The 21,286-nt window shown below is 70.9% G+C and carries 17 protein-coding genes and 5 tRNA genes; 9 read left to right on the forward strand and 13 right to left on the reverse strand.

Annotation, left to right across the window (positions count from 1 at the left end):
* Positions 1 to 93: 93 nt before the first annotated feature.
* The gene (gene ndgR / locus AB0F13_RS12005; RefSeq protein ID WP_362079180.1) at positions 94 to 822 is read left to right on the forward strand and encodes an IclR family transcriptional regulator NdgR; all 729 of its coding nucleotides are present in this window, start codon (positions 94 to 96) and stop codon (positions 820 to 822) included.
* Between the two features lie 57 nt (positions 823 to 879).
* Here ndgR and AB0F13_RS12010 read toward each other — a convergent pair whose 3' ends face one another.
* The 10 genes from AB0F13_RS12010 to AB0F13_RS12055 all read right to left on the reverse strand — a co-directional run bounded on the left by AB0F13_RS12010 (position 880) and on the right by AB0F13_RS12055 (position 6,163).
* The gene (locus AB0F13_RS12010) at positions 880 to 1,860 is read right to left on the reverse strand and encodes an MEDS domain-containing protein (protein WP_362079183.1); all 981 of its coding nucleotides are present in this window, start codon (positions 1,858 to 1,860) and stop codon (positions 880 to 882) included.
* A complete protein-coding gene (locus AB0F13_RS12015; RefSeq protein ID WP_362079186.1) occupies positions 1,850 to 2,761 on the reverse strand; it encodes an MEDS domain-containing protein in 912 nt (303 codons plus the stop codon). Before AB0F13_RS12015 ends, AB0F13_RS12010 begins: the two co-directional genes overlap by 11 nt.
* Positions 2,762 to 2,848: 87 nt before the next feature.
* A tRNA-Glu gene (locus tag AB0F13_RS12020) sits at positions 2,849 to 2,921 on the reverse strand.
* A 37-nt stretch (positions 2,922 to 2,958) separates the two neighbouring features.
* Positions 2,959 to 3,030: transfer RNA gene (locus tag AB0F13_RS12025), tRNA-Gln, on the reverse strand.
* Positions 3,031 to 3,042: 12 nt separating this feature from the next.
* Positions 3,043 to 3,115: transfer RNA gene (locus AB0F13_RS12030), tRNA-Glu, on the reverse strand.
* Between the two features lie 63 nt (positions 3,116 to 3,178).
* A tRNA-Glu gene (locus AB0F13_RS12035) sits at positions 3,179 to 3,251 on the reverse strand.
* A gap of 58 nt (positions 3,252 to 3,309) precedes the next feature.
* Positions 3,310 to 3,381, reverse strand: a tRNA-Gln gene (locus tag AB0F13_RS12040).
* Between the two features lie 198 nt (positions 3,382 to 3,579).
* Positions 3,580 to 5,103 carry a glutamate--tRNA ligase gene (gltX, locus tag AB0F13_RS12045; RefSeq protein WP_362079189.1) on the reverse strand — a complete coding sequence of 508 codons (1,524 nt, stop codon included), beginning with the start codon at positions 5,101 to 5,103 and terminating at the stop codon, positions 3,580 to 3,582.
* Entirely contained in the window at positions 5,096 to 5,878 is a 783-nt protein-coding gene (locus tag AB0F13_RS12050; protein ID WP_362079192.1) for a fumarylacetoacetate hydrolase family protein, read from the reverse strand. Before AB0F13_RS12050 ends, gltX begins: the two co-directional genes overlap by 8 nt.
* Positions 5,879 to 5,965: 87 nt before the next feature.
* Entirely contained in the window at positions 5,966 to 6,163 is a 198-nt protein-coding gene (locus AB0F13_RS12055) for a hypothetical protein (RefSeq protein ID WP_362079195.1), read from the reverse strand.
* 482 nt (positions 6,164 to 6,645) lie between these two features.
* Here AB0F13_RS12055 and AB0F13_RS12060 point away from each other — a divergent pair, with 482 nt between their 5' ends.
* The 8 genes from AB0F13_RS12060 to AB0F13_RS12095 all read left to right on the forward strand — a co-directional run bounded on the left by AB0F13_RS12060 (position 6,646) and on the right by AB0F13_RS12095 (position 16,695).
* Positions 6,646 to 10,188, forward strand: a complete 3,543-nt coding sequence (locus tag AB0F13_RS12060; RefSeq protein WP_362079198.1) for a nitrate- and nitrite sensing domain-containing protein — start codon at positions 6,646 to 6,648, stop codon at positions 10,186 to 10,188.
* 9 nt (positions 10,189 to 10,197) lie between these two features.
* Entirely contained in the window at positions 10,198 to 10,611 is a 414-nt protein-coding gene (locus AB0F13_RS12065; RefSeq protein WP_362079555.1) for a roadblock/LC7 domain-containing protein, read from the forward strand.
* A gap of 103 nt (positions 10,612 to 10,714) precedes the next feature.
* A complete protein-coding gene (locus AB0F13_RS12070; protein ID WP_360916545.1) occupies positions 10,715 to 11,122 on the forward strand; it encodes a DUF742 domain-containing protein in 408 nt (135 codons plus the stop codon).
* Complete coding sequence (locus tag AB0F13_RS12075) at positions 11,103 to 11,687, forward strand: ATP/GTP-binding protein (RefSeq protein ID WP_362079201.1); 585 nt, start codon at positions 11,103 to 11,105, stop codon at positions 11,685 to 11,687. Before AB0F13_RS12070 ends, AB0F13_RS12075 begins: the two co-directional genes overlap by 20 nt.
* A gap of 326 nt (positions 11,688 to 12,013) precedes the next feature.
* Positions 12,014 to 15,097: a nitrate- and nitrite sensing domain-containing protein gene (locus AB0F13_RS12080; RefSeq protein ID WP_362079203.1), complete on the forward strand. Its 3,084-nt coding sequence runs from the start codon at positions 12,014 to 12,016 to the stop codon at positions 15,095 to 15,097.
* Between the two features lie 10 nt (positions 15,098 to 15,107).
* The gene (locus AB0F13_RS12085) at positions 15,108 to 15,521 is read left to right on the forward strand and encodes a roadblock/LC7 domain-containing protein (RefSeq protein WP_362079558.1); all 414 of its coding nucleotides are present in this window, start codon (positions 15,108 to 15,110) and stop codon (positions 15,519 to 15,521) included.
* 84 nt (positions 15,522 to 15,605) lie between these two features.
* Positions 15,606 to 16,133 carry a DUF742 domain-containing protein gene (locus tag AB0F13_RS12090; protein ID WP_362079206.1) on the forward strand — a complete coding sequence of 176 codons (528 nt, stop codon included), beginning with the start codon at positions 15,606 to 15,608 and terminating at the stop codon, positions 16,131 to 16,133.
* Entirely contained in the window at positions 16,114 to 16,695 is a 582-nt protein-coding gene (locus AB0F13_RS12095; protein ID WP_311615495.1) for an ATP/GTP-binding protein, read from the forward strand. Before AB0F13_RS12090 ends, AB0F13_RS12095 begins: the two co-directional genes overlap by 20 nt.
* A 101-nt stretch (positions 16,696 to 16,796) precedes the next feature.
* Here AB0F13_RS12095 and AB0F13_RS12100 read toward each other — a convergent pair whose 3' ends face one another.
* From AB0F13_RS12100 to AB0F13_RS12110, 3 genes are all read right to left on the reverse strand, one after another.
* Entirely contained in the window at positions 16,797 to 16,997 is a 201-nt protein-coding gene (locus tag AB0F13_RS12100) for an acyl-CoA carboxylase subunit epsilon (RefSeq protein WP_362079209.1), read from the reverse strand.
* A 35-nt stretch (positions 16,998 to 17,032) separates the two neighbouring features.
* Positions 17,033 to 18,616: an acyl-CoA carboxylase subunit beta gene (locus AB0F13_RS12105; protein WP_362079211.1), complete on the reverse strand. Its 1,584-nt coding sequence runs from the start codon at positions 18,614 to 18,616 to the stop codon at positions 17,033 to 17,035.
* Between the two features lie 215 nt (positions 18,617 to 18,831).
* Positions 18,832 to 21,186: a polysaccharide lyase 8 family protein gene (locus tag AB0F13_RS12110; RefSeq protein ID WP_362079214.1), complete on the reverse strand. Its 2,355-nt coding sequence runs from the start codon at positions 21,184 to 21,186 to the stop codon at positions 18,832 to 18,834.
* Between the last annotated feature and the right edge of the window lie 100 nt (positions 21,187 to 21,286).

Here is a 21,286-nt window from a genome sequence, read left to right on the forward strand (position 1 = left end):
CGTTCGTTGCCTGTGGGTGCTGTCGTTCCAGGTTGGCGCCTTCCGGGAAAAATTGAACTTGCGTTTCACAGTGTGAGACGCAAGTATCGTTGCATGGACAACTCTGGTGGCGCCTCTAGTGGTGTGGGCGTTCTCGACAAGGCGGCTCTGGTACTGAGCGCTCTGGAGTCCGGTCCGGCGACCCTCGCCGGGCTGGTCACGGCGACCGGGCTGGCGCGCCCCACGGCGCACCGGCTCGCGGTGGCTCTGGAGCACCACCGGATGGTGGCGCGGGACATGCAGGGCCGCTTCATACTCGGCCCCCGGCTGAGCGAGCTGGCCGCGGCGGCCGGTGAGGACCGGCTGCTGGCGACGGCGGGCCCGGTGCTCACGCATCTGCGGGACGTGACGGGCGAGAGCGCGCAGCTCTACCGCCGTCAGGGCGACATGCGCATCTGCGTCGCGGCCGCGGAGCGGCTGTCCGGACTGCGGGACACCGTGCCGGTGGGCTCCACACTGCCGATGAAGGCCGGGTCCGCGGCCCAGGTGCTCATGGCCTGGGAGGAGCCCGAGCGGCTGCACCGCGGCCTGCAGGGGGCACGCTTCACGGCGACCGCGCTCTCCGGCGTGCGGCGCCGGGGCTGGGCCCAGTCGATCGGTGAGCGGGAGCCCGGTGTGGCCTCGGTCTCCGCACCGGTGCGTGGCCCCTCGAACCGGGTGGTGGCGGCCGTCTCCGTGTCCGGACCGATCGAGCGTCTCACCCGGCATCCGGGCCGTATGCACGCCCAGGCGGTGCTGGACGCGGCGCTACGCCTGACGGAGGCGCTCCGTCGCAACGGCTGAGAGTGCCCCGTTTCCGGTCCTCAATCGCCGGACGGGCTCGAATTGAGCCCGTTTGGGTTACGGGAAGGGGCAGGGAGGGGAAAGACGCTCCGCGTCGCGCGGGCCCGCGATCCGCAGCGTCAGACGCGTCAGCGGACCCCTCGAACGCAGCTCCAGGGACTCGCTCAGGCTGCGCGCCAGCCACAGCCCGTCCTCCGCTCCCGCCGCCTCCCCCGGCGGGCAGAACCCCGCGAACACCGGCACCCCGGCGTCAGCCGCCTGCGCCCGCAGCAGCTCGTACGCCAGCACCCCCGGCTCCTCCCAGGCCCGCACGGCGATCCGCGCGCGGTCCGCTGCCAGCAGATAGCCCGCCGCCTCGCAGACGGCCAGCACCGCCAGGGCGAGCCGCTCATCGCTCAGGCCCGCCGCGACGGCCCGTTCGTGGGCGAAGCCACGGACGCGGGCGAGCGAGGCCGTCGGCCCCGTGCGGGCGGCATCCGCGGGGACGGGGGCGGGCGGCAGCGCCACCGTGGCCGCGTACGCCCCCGGGTCGGCGTAGGCGGCGCAGGGGATCAGCCGCTGTCCGTCCAGCCGTGCGGGATGTGTGGCGCAGGCGGCCAGGGCCACGTCCCCCGGCACGGTCCTGGTGTCGTACGGGCAGATCATCCACACCGGCAGCCCGGCGAGCAGCACGTTGAGCCCGGATTCCATGCGTTTCCACTCGGCGACCTGGCGGGCCGACTTCCCGCCCCACACCGGCTCGGCGATCATGCGGGTCCGCAGCCCGGGCCGGGCGCGGTGGGCGTGGTAGCGCAGGAACGCGGAGATCCGTTCCACGGGCCTGCGGCCGAAGTAGGCGGTCTCGGCGGTGTCCAGCGCGTGGGCCCGCTCCCCCAGGGCGCCGCGCAGCAGCTCGATGTTGGCGGGCGTCGTCGCGGCCAGGACGGGCTCGCCGGCCGCGAGGCCGTCCCGTACGAAGGGCACGGCCATCGCCAGGAACTCCGCGTCGGTGCCGTACAGGCAGGCGTGGTGACCGAAGCCCGCCCCCTCAGCAGGCATGCGCGTCCCCCAGCCGGAGCCCTGGCGTGCGGTCCCAGCCGACGAGGGTGATGACCTGCCGCAGGTGCGGCGGCAGCCCGCCGAGCTCGACGGTGGCGTGCCGGGCCGCGCGGGCCCGGGCGAAGGTCATCAGCAGCCGCAGCCCGCCGAGGTCCAGGAACTCCACCCGGGACATCTCCAGGCGGACATCGCCGCGCACGGCCGCCACGGACCGCAGGGCGTCCCGCAGCTGCCGGTGCACGGCGGCCTCGACCACGCCTTCGATCCGCAGGCCCTGTGGGCGGTAGGTGCGCACGACGACCAGCCCGGCGGTACGCACCAGGGGATCCGCCTCGACGCTCCTGGCGTGCGCGGAGGCGAAGGCGTCCAGCGCGGCGGGCTCGCAGTGGCGGATGTCGTACTGACAGACGGCCAGCGCTCCGCCGGAGCTGAACTCCTCCGCCAGCAGCGCCTCGTACCGCAGCAGCCGGGCGACCCCCAGGGCGCCGGTCGCCCCGTGCCCGTCATGCAGCGCGGCGCACAGGTCCCCGGCGACCCGCAGCGCCCGGTAGCCCTCCTCGCGCGAGCGCTCGGCGGCGTTCCGCAGCCGGCGCATCAGGGCGGCGGGCTCCAATTGGCCACAGCCGGTGAGGAATTCGGCCAGCCGTACGATCTCCACGCGGCCGGCCGGGCCGCCGGGCACGCTCGTGAGCCGGCATTCGTCCCAGAGGGCACCGGGGCCGGGCGGGTCCTCGGCGCCGCTCAGGTAGAGGATCTTGTCCTCCGCGTCCAGCCCCGCGAGCACGAAGTCCCGCAGGATCGAGGCCCGCTCCTCATCCGACTCGAACAGCAGGCACGCATGGTCGCCGGGCTGCAGATCGCCGACGTGGACCCGGCGGCGCACGCCGTGGGGATGGGCCATGCGCGGATTATCCCGCCGCCTCACAGACGGGGGAAGGACGCATGAAAAAATGCCCTCCGCCGAAGCGAAAGGCATTCCTTTTATTTGTACCCCCGACCGGATTCGAACCGGCGCTACCGCCTTGAGAGGGCGGCGTGCTAGGCCGCTACACAACGGGGGCCAGCTTTACTGCCTGCAGAGCGAAAATGCTCTCTGCGCTGGGATACCAGGACTCGAACCTAGACTAAGGGAACCAGAAACCCTCGTGCTGCCAATTACACCATATCCCATGGTGGAACCAGTACCCCCGACCGGATTCGAACCGGCGCTACCGCCTTGAGAGGGCGGCGTGCTAGGCCGCTACACAACGGGGGCCCTAGCGATCCAATACCTCGTCGCCTCCGGGATTCATCCGGATGGTGACGGATTCAGGATCTGTACCCCCGACCGGATTCGAACCGGCGCTACCGCCTTGAGAGGGCGGCGTGCTAGGCCGCTACACAACGGGGGCTTGCACTTCGCTTTTGCTTCGTAAGTTTATCAAGAGAATTCGAAGCGATTTTCTCTTGCTGGGGTACCAGGACTCGAACCTAGACTAAGGGAACCAGAAACCCTCGTGCTGCCAATTACACCATACCCCACCGTAACTTGACCCCCTGGAAGGGGGCTTGTCCGGCTTGCGCCATCCGCTCCGGCCTCTCGGCCCTCTCGGGCGGCGCAGGAAGAACATTACCCGAAGGTGGACTGGGGTCCAAAATCGATAGATCCTTCGCGCAAACGCCGTGGGGCCCGGCAGCCACGGATGGCTGCCGGGCCCCACGGGGCGCGAGTGACGGGCGTCAGCCCGCGAGCTTCGTCAGGGCGGCGTCGATGCGCGTCAGGGTGCGGTCGCGGCCGAGCACTTCGAGGGACTCGAAGAGCGGGAGGCCGACCGTACGACCCGTGACGGCCACCCGGACGGGGGCCTGCGCCTTGCCCAGCTTGAGGCCGTGCTCCTCGCCCGCGGCGACGACGGCGGCCTTGAGGGCGTCCGCGTTCCACGCAGCGCCCTCGATGTCACCGAGCTTCTCGCGGGCCGTGCGCAGCAGGGCGTCCGAGCCCTCCTTCATGGCCTTGGCCCAGGACGCCTCGTCCTCGACGGGCTCGTCCAGGAAGAGGAAGTCGACATTGGCGGTGATGTCGGAGAGGACCGTGACCCGGGTCTGGGCGTGCGGGGCGATCGCCTCCCAGGCCGCCTGGTCGAACTTCTCGGGCGCCCAGTTGGCGTGCGGGGCCCGCAGCCAGGGGGTGCAGGCGTCGATGAACGCCTTCAGGTCGAGCCGGCGGATGTGGTCGGCGTTGATCGCCTCGGCCTTCTTGAGGTCGAAGCGGGCCGGGTTGGCGTTGACGTCCGCGACGTCGAAGGCGGCGACCATCTCGTCCATCGTGAAGATGTCCTGGTCGGCCGAGAGGGACCAGCCGAGCAGGGAGAGGTAGTTGAGCAGCCCGTCGCGGAGGAAGCCGCGCTCCCGGTAGAGGTTCAGGGAGGCCTGCGGGTCGCGCTTGGACAGCTTCTTGTTGCCCTCGCCCATCACGTAGGGCAGGTGGCCGAAGTGCGGGGCGGTGCCGTTGCCGACGCCGATCTCGCCGAGCGCCCGGTAGAGGGCGACCTGGCGCGGGGTGGAGGACAGCAGGTCCTCGCCGCGCAGCACGTGGGTGATCTCCATCAGCGCGTCGTCGACGGGGTTGACGAGCGTGTAGAGAGGGGCGCCGTTGGCGCGGACGATGCCGTAGTCGGGCACGTTCTCCGGCGTGAAGGTCAGCTCGCCGCGGACCAGGTCCGTGAAGGTGATCGCCTCGTCGGGCATCCGGAACCGGACGATCGGCTTGCGGTCCTCGCGCTCGTACTGCGCCTTCTGCTCGGCGCTCACCTCACGGCACTTGCCGTCGTAGCCCGAGGGCCGGCCGGCGGCGCGGGCGGCCTCGCGGCGCTCGTCGAGCTCCTCGGTGGTGCAGTAGCAGTAGTACGCGTGACCGGCGTCGAGCAGCTTCTGCGCGACGTCCTTGTAGAGGTCCATGCGCTGCGACTGGCGGTACGGCGCGTGCGGACCGCCCGCCTCGGGGCCCTCGTCCCAGTCGAGGCCCAGCCAGCGCATGGCGTCCAGCAGCTGCTGGTACGACTCCTCGGAGTCGCGGGCCGCGTCGGTGTCCTCGATGCGGAAGACCAGGGTGCCGCCGTGGTGGCGGGCGAACGCCCAGTTGAACAGGGCGGTGCGGACCAGACCCACGTGGGGGTTGCCGGTCGGCGAGGGACAGAAACGTACGCGGGGGGGTACCCCCTGCTCGAGCGGAGCCGAGAGCTTGGGGGAGTTCGCGTTAGCCACGCTTGATCACCTTGTTGGTGAGAGTGCCGATGCCTTCGATGGTGACGGCGACCTCGTCGCCGACGTTGAGGGGTCCGACGCCGGCCGGGGTCCCGGTGAGGACGACGTCGCCGGGCAGCAGCGTCATCGCCTCGGTGATGTGGACGATCAGGTCCTCGATCGTGCGCACCATGTCGCTCGTGCGGCCGAGCTGGCGCTGCTGCCCGTTGACCGTGCACATGATGCCGAGATCGGTGGGGTCCAGCTCCGTCTCGACCCAGGGGCCCAGCGGGCAGGAGGTGTCGAAGCCCTTGGCCCGGGCCCACTGCTGCTCGCGCTGCTGGACGTCGCGCGCGGTGACGTCGTTGGCGCAGGTGTAGCCGAGGATGACGTCCTTGACTCGCTCGCGCGGCACCTCGCGGCACATGCGGCCGATGACGACGGCCAGCTCGGCCTCGTGGTGGAGCTCGCTGGAGAAGGACGGGTAGGCGATCGGGTCGCCGGGGCCGATGACGGCGGTCGAGGGCTTGAAGAAGGTGACGGGCGCCTGGGGCACCTCGTTGCCCAGCTCCGCGGCGTGCTCGGCGTAGTTGCGGCCGATGGCAACGACCTTGTTGGGCAGCACGGGCGGCAGCAGCCGCACCTTGCTCAGCGGGATCTTCTGCCCCGAGCGCTCGAATTCGGCGAAGGGGTGCCCCTTGATGATGTCGAGAACGGGGCCGCCTTCGGTCGAGGCGTCCCCCTCCACGACGCCGAAGGCGACGTTTCCGTCGATGGAGAACCTGGCGATGCGCACGGGAAGCTGGTGCCCCTTGTCTGATTGGCCGGAGTCTGACCGCCTCAGGCTATCGCGGGGGGCGTGCGCGACCCGTGCGCGCCGGGCTCAGTCCTGAGGAAGCTGCGCGGCGGGGGCCGTCATGAGAACGGTGCGGCGCGGGTTGGCGGTGACCGCCGGCAGCTCCGCGGCGTGCTGCAGGGCCTCGGAGCGGCGCAGCGTCTCGGCGTCCTTGAGGTGCGTGAGCGTGGTGCGGCGCGGGTTGGCGGTCTTCCGGGACGGCTTCGCCGAGTTCTCGGTCTTCACTTCAGGTGCCTCGCGTTGTCGGTTCTTGGCGTTTTCGCGGCTGTGTAAAGGACCAGGCTAGGCGCGCCCTTCCCCTCAGGCACGGGGGACAAGTCCCGGCTTTACTGTGAGTTTGCTCACGACCCAAGAGATATATACGGCATAACGGGCAGCCGCCCCGCCTCCACGAAACGGACATTGCGGGGCTGAATAAGACGTTCCGCTCCTGATCATGGCGACTGGGACACGCCGAGCCCCCCGGTGGGGGACATATGACTCATGGGCATAAGTCCGACATAGTGTGCCCAATCTTCTACCGTGCGTCACCAAGCCCCTCACCCAGCGTCACAGCTTTCGGGGCTATCCGCACCGGCCTTGTTGGGAGATCCGGCACTGTGCTGGAATTCCGGGGACCGCCAGGGGGGCACCGCGGTCCCCCCACGACTCGACACCGTCTCTCCCGCTCACCCGGGGGGACGCCTGGTCCAGAGGTTGCGACGCTAGTGCAGGGACGTTTCAAGAGGGATGGCAGCGCTGCGGCGGAGCCGGAGCCGCGCGGTGCGACCGACCGCGGCACGACCGTCGGCGCGCCCGCCGAGGCAACGAGCGGCAGCGAGCCCGCCGAACAGCCGAAGGCGAAGACGAAGGGCCCCAGTGGGCCGGGCTCACGAATAGCCCTGCGCAACTGGCGAATCAGTACCCGACTGGTCTCCCTGCTCGCTCTCCCCGTCGTCGCCGCGACGACCCTGGGTGGCCTGCGTATCCAGAGCTCGCTTCAGAACGTCGACCAGCTCGACCACATGAAGCTGCTCACGGAGATGACGACCAAGGCGACCCAGCTCGCCGACGCCCTCCAGGAGGAACGCGACAAGTCGGCAGGTCCGATCGTCGCCAACAACCCCAAGGACGACCAGGTCGTCGCGCCCCGGATCAAGACCGACCAGAAGATCCGGGCGTTCCGCGACACCACCAAGAAGGCCAAGTCGAACGACCCGACGATGGTCGGTGTCCAGACCACCCTTGTCGACATCACCAAGCAGCTCGACAAGATCAAGGCGGTCCGGGAGAAGGCGTACACCGACCGCGAGTACATCTCCCAGACGGTCAGCAACTACAACGCGCTGATCATCTCGCTGCTGTCCCTCTCCCAGGACATGGCCCAGGCCACCAGCAACAGCGACATGATCACCTCGACGCGTGCGCTGGCGACGTTCTCCTCCGCGAAGGAGTTCGCCTCCATCCAGCGTGCGGTCATCAGCGCCGCGCTCGCCAACCCCAAGGGCGCGAGCCTGAGCGCCAACGACCACCAGTACGGCAAGTCGGCGCTGGAGAGCGAGGAAGAGGCCCTGCGCCGCTTCACCGCCATCCGGGCCGGCGACTCCGCCGACCTGCTCAAGGCGATCAACGGTGGCGACACCAACGTCACCTCCGCGAACACCTTCGCCGAGCGGGCCTTCGGCAACACCGACGCCTTCAAGAGCGAGAAGACCACGTACCGCGACTGGTACGACCAGGACACGGTCAAGCTCGAAGAGATGGCCAAGATCGAGCTGACGCTGCTCTCGCAGATGGAGCAGAAGGCCCAGGAGCTGCGTGAGGAAGCGCAGAACGAGGCCTACCTCAGCGGTGCCCTGATCCTCCTGGTCCTCGGCATCTCGCTGGTCGGCGCCTTCGTCGTGGCCCGGTCCATGGTGCGGTCGCTGCGGCGACTGCAGGACACCGCGCAGAAGGTCGCCCAGGAGCGCCTGCCCGAGCTCGTCAAGCAGCTGTCCGAGACCGACCCGCAGGACGTCGACACGTCCGTGGAGTCCGTCGGTGTGCACAGCCGCGACGAAATCGGAAAGGTGGCCGCGGCCTTCGACGAGGTGCACCGCGAGGCCGTGCGTCTCGCCGCCGAGCAGGCCCTTCTGCGAGGCAACGTCAACGCGATGTTCACCAACCTCTCGCGCCGCAGCCAGGGCCTCATCCAGCGTCAGCTGTCCCTGATCTCCGAGCTCGAGAGCCGTGAGGCCGACCCGGACCAGCTGTCCTCGCTCTTCCGTCTCGACCACCTCGCGACCCGTATGCGCCGTAACGGCGAAAACCTCCTCGTCCTCGCGGGTGAGGAGCCCGGCCGCCGGTGGACGCGGCCCGTCCCGCTCGTCGACGTGCTCCGTGCCGCCGCCTCCGAGGTGGAGCAGTACGAGCGCATCGAGCTGAGCGGTGTGCCGCCGACCGAGGTCGCCGGCCGCGTGGTCAACGACCTCGTGCACCTCCTCGCCGAGCTGCTGGAGAACGCGACCTCGTTCTCCTCCCCGCAGACCAAGGTCAAGGTCACCGGTCACGCCCTGCCCGACGGGCGGGTGCTGGTCGAGATCCACGACACCGGCATCGGCCTCTCGCCCGACGACCTCGCGGCGATCAACGAGCGGCTCGCCAGCCCGCCGACCGTGGACGTCTCCGTCTCCCGGCGCATGGGCCTGTTCGTGGTCGGCCGCCTGTCCCTGCGACACGGCATCCGCATCCAGCTGCGCCCGTCCGACTCGGGCGGTACGACCGCGCTCGTCATGCTGCCGGTCGACGTGGCCCAGGGCCACAAGAAGCCGGTCCCGGGCGCGGGTGGCCCCGGTGCGCCCGCCGGCAACGCCGGCCCCGGCAACTCCGGCCAGCCGCCGCGCCGCCAGGTGCCGGGCAACGCCCCGCGCGCCGCGCTGGCGCCGCGCTCCGGCGCCCCGGACAGCGGTCTGCCGCCCCGGCCCGGCCAGGGCTCCGGCCCCTCCGGCGGTGCCGCGGCGGGCAGCCTCTTCGACACCACACCGCGCGGCGGCAACGGCGCCGCGGGCCTGCCGGCCCGTGGCCCCGGCGGCCCCGGCGCGGTGCCGCCCGCCGGTGGCGCCGGGCGCCCGCAGCTCCCCGCCCGCGGCGGCGCGGGTTCCGCCCCCGCCGCGCCGAGCTGGGGCAACCAGACGCCTCCGGCCGGAGGCCCGGGCCGCAAGGCCCCGCAGGCCCCGTCCGACGACTGGCCGCTGTCCTCCGACGGCTCGCCGCGCGGTCACGAGGGCCACGAAAGCCCGCAGAACAGGGGCCGGTTCGCCAAGCCCACGCCGGGCGGCGGCCCGGGCGACACCGCCCAGTTCGCGCCGATCACCGACGCGACCGAGCCGCCGGCCGGCTCGACGGGCCGGTTCGCCCGCCCCAAGCCGGCCGAGCAGCAGGGCGGCCCGGCCGACACCGGCCGGTTCGCCCGGCCCGGCAACGCCGCGCCGGCCACCGGCCCCGGCGACATCTCCCGGTTCCCCGCGGTCCCCGCCGCGAACGACCAGCGCAACAGCACCACCGGCCAGTTCCCGCGGCCCGCGCAGAGCGAGCCGCAGGGCAGCAGCACGGGCCAGTTCGCACGGCCCGCGCAGGACGCGGCCCCGAACTCCTCGACCGGCCAGTTCGCGCTGCCCCCGGGCACGCAGTCGGACACCACCGGCCAGTTCGCGCAGCCGCAGTTCGGCGGCGAGTCCGCCGGCACCGGCCGGTTCGCCCGGCCCGAGCCGCAGGCGCAGGGCAACCTGCCCGCAGCGGGTCCCGGCGACGGCCGTACGCCGCTGTTCGAGGAGCTGGAGTCGCACTGGTTCCGCGGCACCGACGAGGCGCAGGCGGGGGTGCCGGAGCAGCCGGCCGACTCCGCCCGCCGCCCGCAGCGCCGTGGCCCGGGTGCCAGGCCCGCGCCGCAGGACGCCCCGCGGGGTGCCGGCGCCGCGCAGGGGGCTCCGCAGGAGCCCTGGCGCGACTCCCCCAACGACGACCGCTGGCGGCGGGCCGAGCAGGTCCGCGAGCCGGCGGCCGACGGCAAGACCCCGTCCGGGCTGCCGCGGCGGGTGCCGCGTGCCAACCTCGTCGAGGGAACCGCCGAAACACAGTCCCTTCCGACCGGTCCGGCGGTCTCGCGTGCGCCCGATGACGTACGCGGCCGGCTGACCAATCTCCGCCGGGGCATCCAGCAGGGACGGCAGGCCGGAAACGGCTCGACCACCGGCAGTCACAACATTGGCCCCACTTACCAGCAGGAGCGTTAGTTGAGTCCGATGAGCCAGGCGGCGCAGAATCTGAACTGGTTGATCACCAACTTCGTGGGCAACACCCCGGGGGTGTCCCACACGGTGGTGGTTTCCGCCGACGGACTCCTTCTGGCGATGTCCGAGGGGTTTCCGCGGGACCGCGCCGACCAGCTGGCGGCGGTGGCCTCCGGGCTCACCTCGCTGACCGCGGGTGCCTCGCGCATCTTCGAGGGGGGCGCGGTCAACCAGACCGTCGTGGAGATGGAGCGGGGGTTCCTCTTCATCATGTCCGTCTCCGACGGATCCTCGCTGGCCGTGCTGGCGCACCCCGACTGCGACATCGGCCTCGTGGGTTACGAGATGGCCCTCCTGGTCGACCGCGCGGGGAACGTGCTGACGCCCGAGCTGCGCTCCGAGCTCCAGGGCACGCTGCTGAACTGACCGATCATCACCGCAGATCCCGTCCGACCGTACGGCCGAAAACCCCCCACCGGCCCCCGCTCGACGGCATTATTGCCATCCTGCTGTCCCGTCCGGAGGATTCATGACCCCGCCCGCCTCGCCCGGCCCGTACGGCGCACACCATGCGTCGTACGGGGAAGAAGGCGCCGACCAGCCGCTGGTCCGCCCCTACGCCATGACGGGGGGCCGCACCCGGCCGCGCTACCAGCTCGCCATCGAAGCGCTGGTCAGCTCCACGGCCGACCCGGCCCACCTCGGGGGCCTGCTTCCCGAGCACCAGCGGATCTGCCACCTGTGCCGGGAGGTCAAGTCGGTCGCGGAGGTCTCCGCGCTCCTGAACATGCCGCTGGGCGTGGCCCGGATCCTGGTCGCCGACCTGGCGGAGGCCGGCATGGTGGCGATCCACCAGCCGGGCGGCAGCGGCGAGGCCGGCGGTACGCCGGATGTGACACTGCTCGAAAGGGTGCTCAGTGGACTTCGGAAGCTCTAGCGGCGGCGGCGCCGCCCGCTCCACCACCTCCGCGAAGATCGTGGTGGCGGGCGGCTTCGGCGTCGGCAAGACCACATTCGTCGGCGCGGTCTCGGAGATCAGTCCGCTGCGCACCGAGGCGGTCATGACCTCCGCGTCCGCGGGCATCGACGACCTGAGTCACGTCCAGGACAAGACCACGACGACCGTGGCGATGGATTTCGGCCGTATCACCCTCGATGACGACCTGATCCTCTATCTGTTCGGTACACCCGGACAGGACCGCTTCTGGTTCATGTGGGACGACCTGGTGCGCGGTGCCATCGGTGCCGTGGTGCTCGTGGACACCAGACGGCTGGCGGACTGTTTCCCCGCCGTCGACTACTTCGAGAACAGCGGCCTGCCCTTCGTCATCGCCCTCAACGGCTTCGACGGACACCAGCCGTACACGCCCGAAGAGGTCCGCGAGGCGCTGCAGATCGGCCCCGACGCGCCGATCATCACCACGGACGCGCGGCACCGCAACGAGACGAAGAGCGCTCTCATCACGCTCGTCGAGCACGCCCTCATGGCGCGGCTGAAATAGTGTTGTCCGTCCGAATGTTGTGACGGTGTGTAAGTTGTGGCATAGACCACGATGCCCTTCAAAGTTCATAACAGTTCGACAGAGAATTGGCCGGACGCGACCACTGGGCGCGTCCGGCCGACTGCGCTCTGCGCATATATGACCCGCCATTTGACGCGGCTCGGCCTTAATGCCCGTTTTATGTCGGGCAAATCGCGGCCTTCACGGGCTCTGTCCGTTGTTTGGAATGCACCTGTCCGACGTGCTGCAATTCCCGGACTGAGCAGTCATGGCTCAGCAGATAAACGGCACAGCACAGGTGCCGACGCCGAGAGGTTGTTGGTCGAGTGAGGCGAAGAAAGACGGGCGCCGCGCAGCAGGCGCGGGACGAGCGGGGTAACTTCACCCCGCCGTCGCGCACAGCGGTGCCGCCTTCCGATATGCCCGAAGCCCCCGCCGTCCCCGAAGGCAGCGGCAGCAGATTCTCGCCCCGCAACTGGCGTGTGCCGGTCCGGCTGAACGCGATTCTGCTGATCCCGGTGATCATCGCCCTGGTCTTCGGTGGCCTCAAGGTCAAGGTGTCCGCGGACGACTGGCTCGAGGCGCGGGACGCGGCGAACGTCGCACGCGCCGTCGAGGCCGCGGCGACGTACGCCCACGCCGTCATCGACGAGCGTGACCTGACCGCCAAGCCGCTGCTCGAGGGCACCACCGACGACCCGGTCATCCAGAAGACCCGGGCCGCCACGGACATCGCCCGTGCGACGTTCGACAAGCGCGTCAAGAGCATGCCGGACACCCCGAGCCTCAAGCGCCGCCTCAAGGCGGTCCGCGCCGCCGAGCCGACGCTGGCCGCACTGCGCAAGGAGGCCTACACCTCCGCCAGGCCGGGCGTGGCGACCGAGGAGGGCTACGGCGCCCTGCAGCGCCCGCTCATGGCCTTCACCAATGAGCTGGGGCTGGGCACCGGCAACGTCACCTCCTACGGCCGCGCCGTCTACGCGATCTCGCTCGCGAAGGCAGCGGAGTCGCTGCAGCGCTCGATCGGCGTTCATCTGCTGGTGAAGCCGGGCACTGCCGCGGAGCACGCGGGACTGCTGAAGGCGTTCGCCTCGTACAACTTCCTGGAGTACGTCGCCCAGGGCGAGTTCGAGTCCGGCGGTACGGACGAGGACATCAAGCGCCTGAAGACGACCCTGGCCACCGAGGCGCAGGTGGAGGAGCAGAACAAGATGGCCGCCGCCATCATGTCGGGCGCCACCCCCGCGCAGCTGAAGACCAAGGGCATCACCGCCGACGCCTGGCAGACCACGGCCTCCGGAAAGTTCAGCGCCTACCGCACGGTCGAGCAGCACCTTGCCGAGCACGCCGTGGAAGAGGCCGAGAACATCTCCTCGGAGTCCGCACGGGACGCGATCGTCAACTCCTCGATCATGATCGTCGCGCTGCTGATCGCCTTCCTCGTGGCCGGCAAGATGGCCCGCTCGATGAGCAGCAACATGCGCCGTCTGCGCACCGCCGCCTTCGATGTGGCCGAGCAGCGTCTGCCGGCGCTGGTCGACCAGCTGTCGCGCACCGACCCGGGCCGCGTGGACACCCGCGTCCAGCCGATCCCGATCACCACCAAGGACGAGATCGGCGAGGTCGCCCGCGCCTTCGACCAGGTCCACCGTGAAGCCGTGCGGCTCGCCGCCGAGCAGGCGGGTCTGCGGGGCAACGTCAACGCGATCTTCACCAACCTCTCGCGCCGCAACCAGACGCTGATCGAGGGCCAGCTGACCCTCATCACCGACCTGGAGAACAACGAGGCGGACCCGGACCAGCTGGAGAACCTCTTCCGCCTGGACCACCTGGCCACCCGTATGCGCCGCAACGGCGAGAACCTCCTCATCCTCGCGGGCGAGGAGCCCGGCCGCCGCTGGGACCAGCCGATTCCGCTGGTGGACGTGTTGCGTGCGGCCACCTCCGAGGTGGAGGCGTACGAGCGCATCGAGCTGGACGGTGTCCCGGAGGCCGAGATCCACGGCCTGGCCGTCACCGACCTCGTGCACCTGCTCGCCGAGCTGCTGGAGAACGCCACCACGTTCTCCTCCCCGCACACCAAGGTGCGCGTCACCGCGACGCGACTGCCCGACGGCCGGGTGATGGTCGAGATCCACGACAAGGGAATCGGCCTGACCGCCGAGGACTTCGCGGACATCAACCACAAGCTGGCCAACCCGCCGACGGTGGACGTCTCGATCGCCCAGCGCATGGGTCTGTTCGTGGTCGGCCGGCTGGCGACACGGCACGGCATCCGCGTCCAGCTGCGCCCCTCGGGCGAGCAGGCCGGCACCACCTCGCTGGTGATGCTGCCGGACGCGATCACGCACGGCGGTGGCGGCGAGGAATTCGCCGAGGACGACTTCACGGTCTCGTCGATGGTGCCCGAGCAGCAGCAGCCCATGATGGGCTCCCGCGCGCGGACCGCCGCCGAGCTGGGCTTCGACGACTCCCGCTACGAGGCGCGGCCGGACGCCGGCAACGCCACCGCGCTGGACCCCGTCGGCCGGTCGCTGATGCGCGAGGAGCGGCGTGCGGCTCTGGAGGCGCAGGCCTCCGACCACCGCCCGCTGTTCCGCGACGAGGTCCCGCAGCAGCAGTTCGAGCAGCCGCAGGAACACATACCTCCGCACCAGCAGCCGGGCGCCGGCCAGGCCGCCGAGGCGCAGCAGCAGCATCCGCAGCACTATGCGGAAAACGGCTACGCGGAATCCGCCTATGCGGACCCGTCCGTTGGCGGCCAGGAGTCCTACGGTGACTTCAACTCCCCCGCCTACCAAGGGGAGTGGGCCGAGCCGGGTTCGTACCAGCATGGGTACGGACAGGGTTACGGAGCGGAATCGGAATCCCAGCCGTCCGCTGACACGGTCCAGCCGGAGCGCGTAGAGTTCGACCGTCCGGGCCCCGCCTCGAGCGGCTCCCCCTCGCTGACCGGGTCCGGTCTGCCGCGCCGCGACAAGCGGTGGCAGGACGACACGGGCGAGGAGGCCACGAGGGGCGGCAGCGCGGCACCGGAGCAGTCCCGGCGGGAGGCCCCGCAGCAGCCTCAGGAGGGTGACGACTCCGAATGGCGGTCGGCGAACGACGAGCTCTGGCAGCGTGCCGGTCAGCTCAAGGAGCCGAAGGCCGGCGGAGTGACCCCTTCCGGTCTCCCCAAGCGGGTCCCCAAGGCCAATCTGGTCGAGGGCAAGGCGGCGCAGGCCGCACAGGACGGCCCCCAGGTCTCCCGCGCCCCGGAGGACGTCCGTGGCAGGTTGGCGAACCTCCGCCGCGGCATCCAGCAGGGGCGCAACGCGGGAACGGACACAGGCGAGTTCCCCGCGCATGAGCAGCATGAGCAACACGACCAGGGCTACGGCCCCGGCGGCACCTACGATCAGGAGCGTTAGTGTGAGCCCGATGAGCCAGGCGGCGCAGAACCTGAACTGGTTGATCACCAGTTTCGTGGACAACACCCCAGGGGTGTCCCACACCGTCGTGGTCTCCGCCGACGGACTCCTTCTGGCGATGTCCGAAGGGTTTCCGCGGGACCGCGCAGACCAGCTGGCGGCGGTGGCCTCCGGCCTGACCTCGCTGACCGCGGGTGCCTCGCGCATCTTCGAGGGAGGCGCGGTCAACCAGACCGTCGTGGAGATGGAGCGCGGCTTCCTCTTCATCATGTCCGTCTCCGACGGATCCTCGCTGGCCGTGCTGGCGCACCCCGACTGCGACATCGGCCTCGTGGGTTACGAGATGGCCCTCCTGGTCGACCGCGCGGGCAATGTACTGACGCCCGAGCTGCGTTCCGAACTGCAGGGGAGCCTTCTCAACTAACAAAGAGGCAGTGCGTTTCGCGCCATCGCGCCATAAGGTGCGGTGGCGCGACCAGCAGCAGACAGGCAAGTTGGAGGAGGAGACGTGGCAACGCCCCCAGGCGGTTACCCGTATGGCAATGACCAGCAGGCGCAACCCCCGTTGAATCGTTACGACTTCCCCTCCACACCCAGCCACCGGGCCGTGCCGGAGCAGCAGCGCCCTCCGCACGTACCTGCACAGCCTCAGCAGCACCGGCGCCAGCCGTCGTCCTCCGCGGGCGGCGCCAAGCACAACCCGCTGGTCCGTCCTTATGCGATGACCGGCGGCCGGACCAGGCCGCGGTACCAGCTCGCCATCGAGGCACTGGTGCACACCACGGCCCAGCCGTCCCAGCTCCACGGGCAGTTGCCGGAACACCAGCGCATCTGCCACCTGTGCCGTGAGATCAAGTCGGTCGCCGAGATCTCGGCACTTCTTTCCATCCCGCTCGGCGTCGCCCGAATCCTCGTCGCCGACTTGGCGGAGGCCGGACTCGTCGCCATCCATCAGCCCGGCGGCGACGCGTCCGCCGGCGGCCAGCCTGACGTGACACTGCTCGAAAGGGTGCTCAGTGGACTTCGGAACCTCTAGCGGCGAGGCAGCCCGCTCCACCACCTCCGCGAAGATCGTGGTGGCGGGTGGCTTCGGCGTGGGCAAGACCACGTTCGTCGGCGCGGTCTCGGAGATCAACCCGCTGCGCACCGAAGCCGTCATGACCTCCGCCTCGGCGGGCATCGACGACCTCACCCATGCGCCGGACAAGACCACGACGACCGTGGCCATGGACTTCGGCCGCATCACCTTGGACCAGGACCTGATCCTGTACCTGTTCGGCACCCCCGGACAGGACCGCTTCTGGTTCATGTGGGACGACCTGGTGCGCGGTGCCATCGGCGCCGTCGTCCTCGTCGACACCCGGCGCCTGGCCGACTGCTTCCCCGCCGTCGACTACTTCGAGAACAGCGGCCTGCCCTTCGTCATCGCCCTCAACGGCTTCGACGGACACCAGCCGTACACGCCCGAAGAGGTCCGCGAGGCGCTGCAGATCGGCCCCGACGCGCCGATCATCATCACCGACGCCCGGCACCGCAACGAGGCCAAGAGCGCCCTCATCACGCTCGTCGAGCACGCCCTGATGGCACGGCTGCGCTAGCCCGCGGCTCGCTCGGACGCAGTTCGGATGCGAAAAGGTCCCCGCACTCCTCGGGAGTGCGGGGACCTTTTCGCTGTCCGTGGGCCTTGCGGCCGCAGGGGCTAGCCCTGCCAGCTGTGCGGGGCCCTGAAGCCCGGCGAGCGCTCCAGGCGGCGCCAGACCGCGGTGGTGCGGCGCGGGCGCGGGGCGTGGGCGGCGTGCTGGTTGCCGGCGGCGGCGCGGGCGAGGAGAACGGCGGTGACGGCGGCCAGTTCCTCGGCGTCCGCGGTGCCCTTCTCGACGCGTACGAGCGTGTCGTTCATGCGGTGTCTCCGATGGCTTCGGTACGGGACGTTCGTTACTGGGGCGGGTTGCCGTGCTTGCGGGAGGGCAGGTCCGCGTGCTTGGACGCGAGCATCGCCAGCGACCGGATCAGGACGGACCGGGTCTCGGCGGGGTCGATCACGTCGTCGACCAGCCCGCGCTCGGCTGCGTAGTAGGGGTGCATCAGCTCGGCCTTGTACTCCTTGACCATGCGCGAGCGCATGGCCTCGGGGTCGTCCGCCTCGGCGATCTGCTTGCGGAAGATCACGTTGGCCGCGCCCTCCGCGCCCATGACCGCGATCTCGTTGGTGGGCCAGGCGTAGGTGAGGTCCGCGCCGATCGACTGGGAGTCCATCACGATGTACGCACCGCCGTAGGCCTTGCGAAGGATCACCGAGATCCGGGGCACGGTGGCGTTGCAGTACGCGTACAGCAGCTTCGCGCCGTGCCGGATGATTCCACCGTGCTCCTGATCGACGCCGGGGAGGAAGCCGGGTACGTCCAGAAGAGTGATGATCGGGATGTTGAAGGCATCGCACATCTGGATGAACCGCGCGGCCTTCTCGGACGCCTCGATGTCGAGGACGCCGGCGAGGGACTGCGGCTGGTTGGCGACGATGCCGACGACCTGGCCGTCCAGGCGGGACAGGGCGCAGATGATGTTGGTGGCCCAGCGCTCGTGGACCTCGAGGTAGTCGCCGTCGTCGACGAGCTCCTCGATGACCTTGCGCATGTCGTACGGGCGGTTGCCGTCGGCCGGCACCAGGTCCAGCAGGGCGTCGCCGGTGCGGTCGGCGGGGTCCTCGGCCTCGACGCGGGGCGGGTTCTCGCGGTTGTTCTGCGGCAGCAGGGAGAGGAGGTAACGGACCTCCTCCAGGCAGGTCTCCTCGTCGTCGTAGGCGAAGTGGGCCACGCCGGAGGTCTCGGCGTGCACGTCCGCGCCGCCGAGGCCGTTCTGGGTGATCTCCTCGCCCGTCACCGCGCGCACCACGTCGGGGCCGGTGATGAACATCTGCGAGGTCTCGCGGACCATGAAGACGAAGTCCGTCAGCGCCGGGGAGTAGGCCGCGCCGCCGGCGCAGGGGCCGAGCATCACGGAGATCTGCGGGATGACGCCGGAGGCCTTGGTGTTGCGCTGGAAGATGCCGCCGTAGCCGGCGAGGGCGGAGACGCCCTCCTGGATGCGGGCGCCGGCACCGTCGTTGAGGGACACCAGCGGCGCCCCGGCCGCGATGGCCTTGTCCATGATCTTGTGGATCTTCGTGGCGTGGGCCTCGCCCAGCGCGCCGCCGAAGATCCGGAAGTCGTGTGCGTAGACGAACACGGTCCGCCCGTGTACGGTCCCCCACCCGGTGATCACGCCGTCGGTGTACGGGCGCTTGGCCTCCAGCCCGAAGCCCGTGGCGCGGTGCCGCCGCAGCGGCTCCACCTCGGTAAAAGAGCCCTCGTCCAGCAGGAGATCAATGCGCTCGCGAGCGGTCAGCTTCCCCTTGGCCTTTTGTGCCTGGGTAGCCCGCTCGCTCGGGCCGAGCCGAACCTGCTCGCGGATGGCGTGCAGCTCGGCGACGCGCCCACGGACGTCATTCGCCTCTACGGGCGCACCTTCGAGATTGCTCATGGATAGACGGTACGCGGGAGGAGTCCCGGAACATCATGTCGGTTCCACACAACGTAGTGCGCGATTTCGTGGGCAGGCAGCACAGAACTGCACCGCCTCCTTATCAGTTGTCCGCGTTCGACCAGCCGTCCCACGCTGTGAGTACTCCACAAATATGGACGGTCCCAGCCGTCATATATGTGGCTTGACCAGGTACCGCCGTCCGGGGGACGTGCTCACGCCGGGCCGACCCGGCAGCCGTGCGACGCGCAGGCCGTCCCCGCAGTGATCCGCAGCCGGAGGGCGGGAGCCGTGGCCAGGACACGTACCGAAGGGTCGTGCGCGATGACGCGGCGTACCGGGTGCGCCCAGGTGAGATCGACGCTCTCGCCGGTGCGCAGCGGCTCGGCGAGGTGGAGGGTGGCGGTGTGCCGGTGGCGGCGCAGGAGTACGGAGGCGGGGGCGCTGACGGTGAGGGGGCCCGCGGTGCCGGCCTGCCAGAAGTTGGCGGCGGTAAGGCCGAGTGAGGGGATGTGGACGGCCTGGCGGTCGCGGGTGTTGGCGAGCACGGTGAGCCAGCCGTCGTCGGCGGCGCGGGCGGCGAGGCCGCGGGGCGTGGCGCCGGGCATCAGGAGGTAGGCGTACGTGGCGTCGTCGGGGTCGGTGCCGTGCGGGTGGCTGAGGGTGAGGTAGCGGCGGGTGACGGGGGCGGGCGAGCCGCCGGCGTTGATGTCGCGCCAGGAGCCGGTGCGGGCGGTGCGCAGGGCCTCCAGCGGGGCGCCGCCGGGGAAGACGTAGCCTCCGTGCCCGGCGAGGTGGGCCCAGTGGGCGCGCTCCCAGGACCGCGTCCAGCCGTCGCCGGAGGGCTGCGGTTCGCCGTCCACGGTGAGGCGGGCCGGGCCGGCCGCGCCGAGGTTGCGGTTGTCGACGACGGTTTCGGTGCGCGCCCCGTCCCGCGCGGTGATCCCGGCGCCGAGGCAGATCACGGCGTCCGCCGCGCAGAACCAGGACTTGCGCGCCTGGAGGGTGGAGCCGAGCCCTTTGAGGTGCTGTCCGACGGCCGCGTACTCCCCGTCGCTGACGCCGCCGACCCAGCGTGCGGCGGGCCTGGGGGCGCCCCAGCCGCCGCCCTCGTTGTCGGCGAGGGGGACGGCGCAGACGGTGGTGCCGGGCAGCCGGTAGGGGTCGACGGTGGGCCAGAAGGCGTCGGTGTACTGATCGCCGCCGTGCGTCGCGCCCCACCACAGGAGCATTCCGGCGCCGGTGTGCCAGCCGCGCGGGTTCTCGCCGTTGCCGTTCTCGTAGTGGGTGATGCGCTCGGAGGCCATGGCGATGTTCGCGGCCCAGCCGGGGCGGCGGTGCACCGCCCGGTCCATGGCGGGGAAGAGGCGGTGTCCGACGGGCTCGGGCGCGGCGGGGGCGGGGCCGTCGTCGACGGCGGCGAGCCGGGCGAGGTCGGCGACCTGGAACTGGGGGTCGGTGCGGACCGGGCTGGTGGTGTCCCGGGCGATCCAGCCCTTGACCAGCCCGTGCCAGCGCTCCCGTTCCGCCGGGCTCGCGCCCGCGGCGAGCAGGGTGATCGCGGCGATGAGGGCGTGGCCGCGCTGGTGGTCGCTCTGGAGCAGCGCACGGGGATCTGCGCTCTGCACGCCCCGGCTGATGGCGCGCCCGGAGACGCTGTCCATGACCAGACCGTTGTGGATCAGTGGCGCGTAGGCCCGCTCGACGCTGTCGTGGATGATCTGCCGGGCGGGGTCGGTGACCTCCCAGGGCGATCCGCGCAGCAGCGTGAAGAGCCGCCCGAGGCCGTCGAGCAGCACGCACCCGTACGTTCCGGTGTAGGCGACCCAGGAGTGCTGGACGAAGGAGCCGTCGGCGTGGAACCCGTCGCCCTCCCGCACGTAGGGGAAGACGGGCGAGAGGGCGTCGCGGGCCAGGGCGATCTTCGCCGGGACGGCGCCGAGGACGCCGCGCAGGGCGACGACGCGGCACAGGTCGACGCGGTTGGCGCCGGTGCTGGTGCCGGTGTAGGCACCGAGCACGGAGTCGGGGACGAAGTGGTCGACGGCGGCGAGGAGGCGGCCGCGCCGGGCCTCGCCCGCCTCGTCGTGGAGAAGGGTGAGGGTGTCCAGGAGCAGGCGGGGGCTGCCGATCTGCCACTCCCACCAGTTGCCGTAGGAGGTGGTGCCCGGGTGGTAGACGCGCTCGTGGAGGTGGTCGAGCCCGGCCAGGATGCCGGCGGCGAGAATGGCGTCGCCGGTGAGGCCGGTGCCGGGCTGGGCATGGGCCTGGGCCATCGTGAACAGGCGGGCGAAGCTCTGGGTGATGCCGGCGGGCGGGTCGAAGGGTGCGTCGGGCCACAGCGAGCCGGGTGCGGGTCTCATGCTCGCACGGTGGGCGCGGGCGAGGGTGCCGGTGCGGCGCAGCACGGAGGCATAGGGCTCGGCGGCGGGGTCGAAGCCGGTGCCGAGGGTCAGGTCGCGCCAGCGGGCCCGGAGGGCGGCGAATTCGTCGCCCCGGGCGGTGAGGCCGAGGGCTCCCAGGGAGCCGGCGGCGGTGAGGAAGGTGCGGCGGGTCCAGGTGGTGGCCACGGCGGTTCTCCTGCCCCACCCCGCCCCTTGCCGAAACCGGGACTCCGCCCCGGACCCCGGTCCTCAAGCGCCGGACGGGCTGCATTTGCAGCCCGTCCGG

The organism is Streptomyces sp. NPDC026206 (genome assembly GCF_040638465.1).
Classification (GTDB): domain Bacteria; phylum Actinomycetota; class Actinomycetes; order Streptomycetales; family Streptomycetaceae; genus Streptomyces.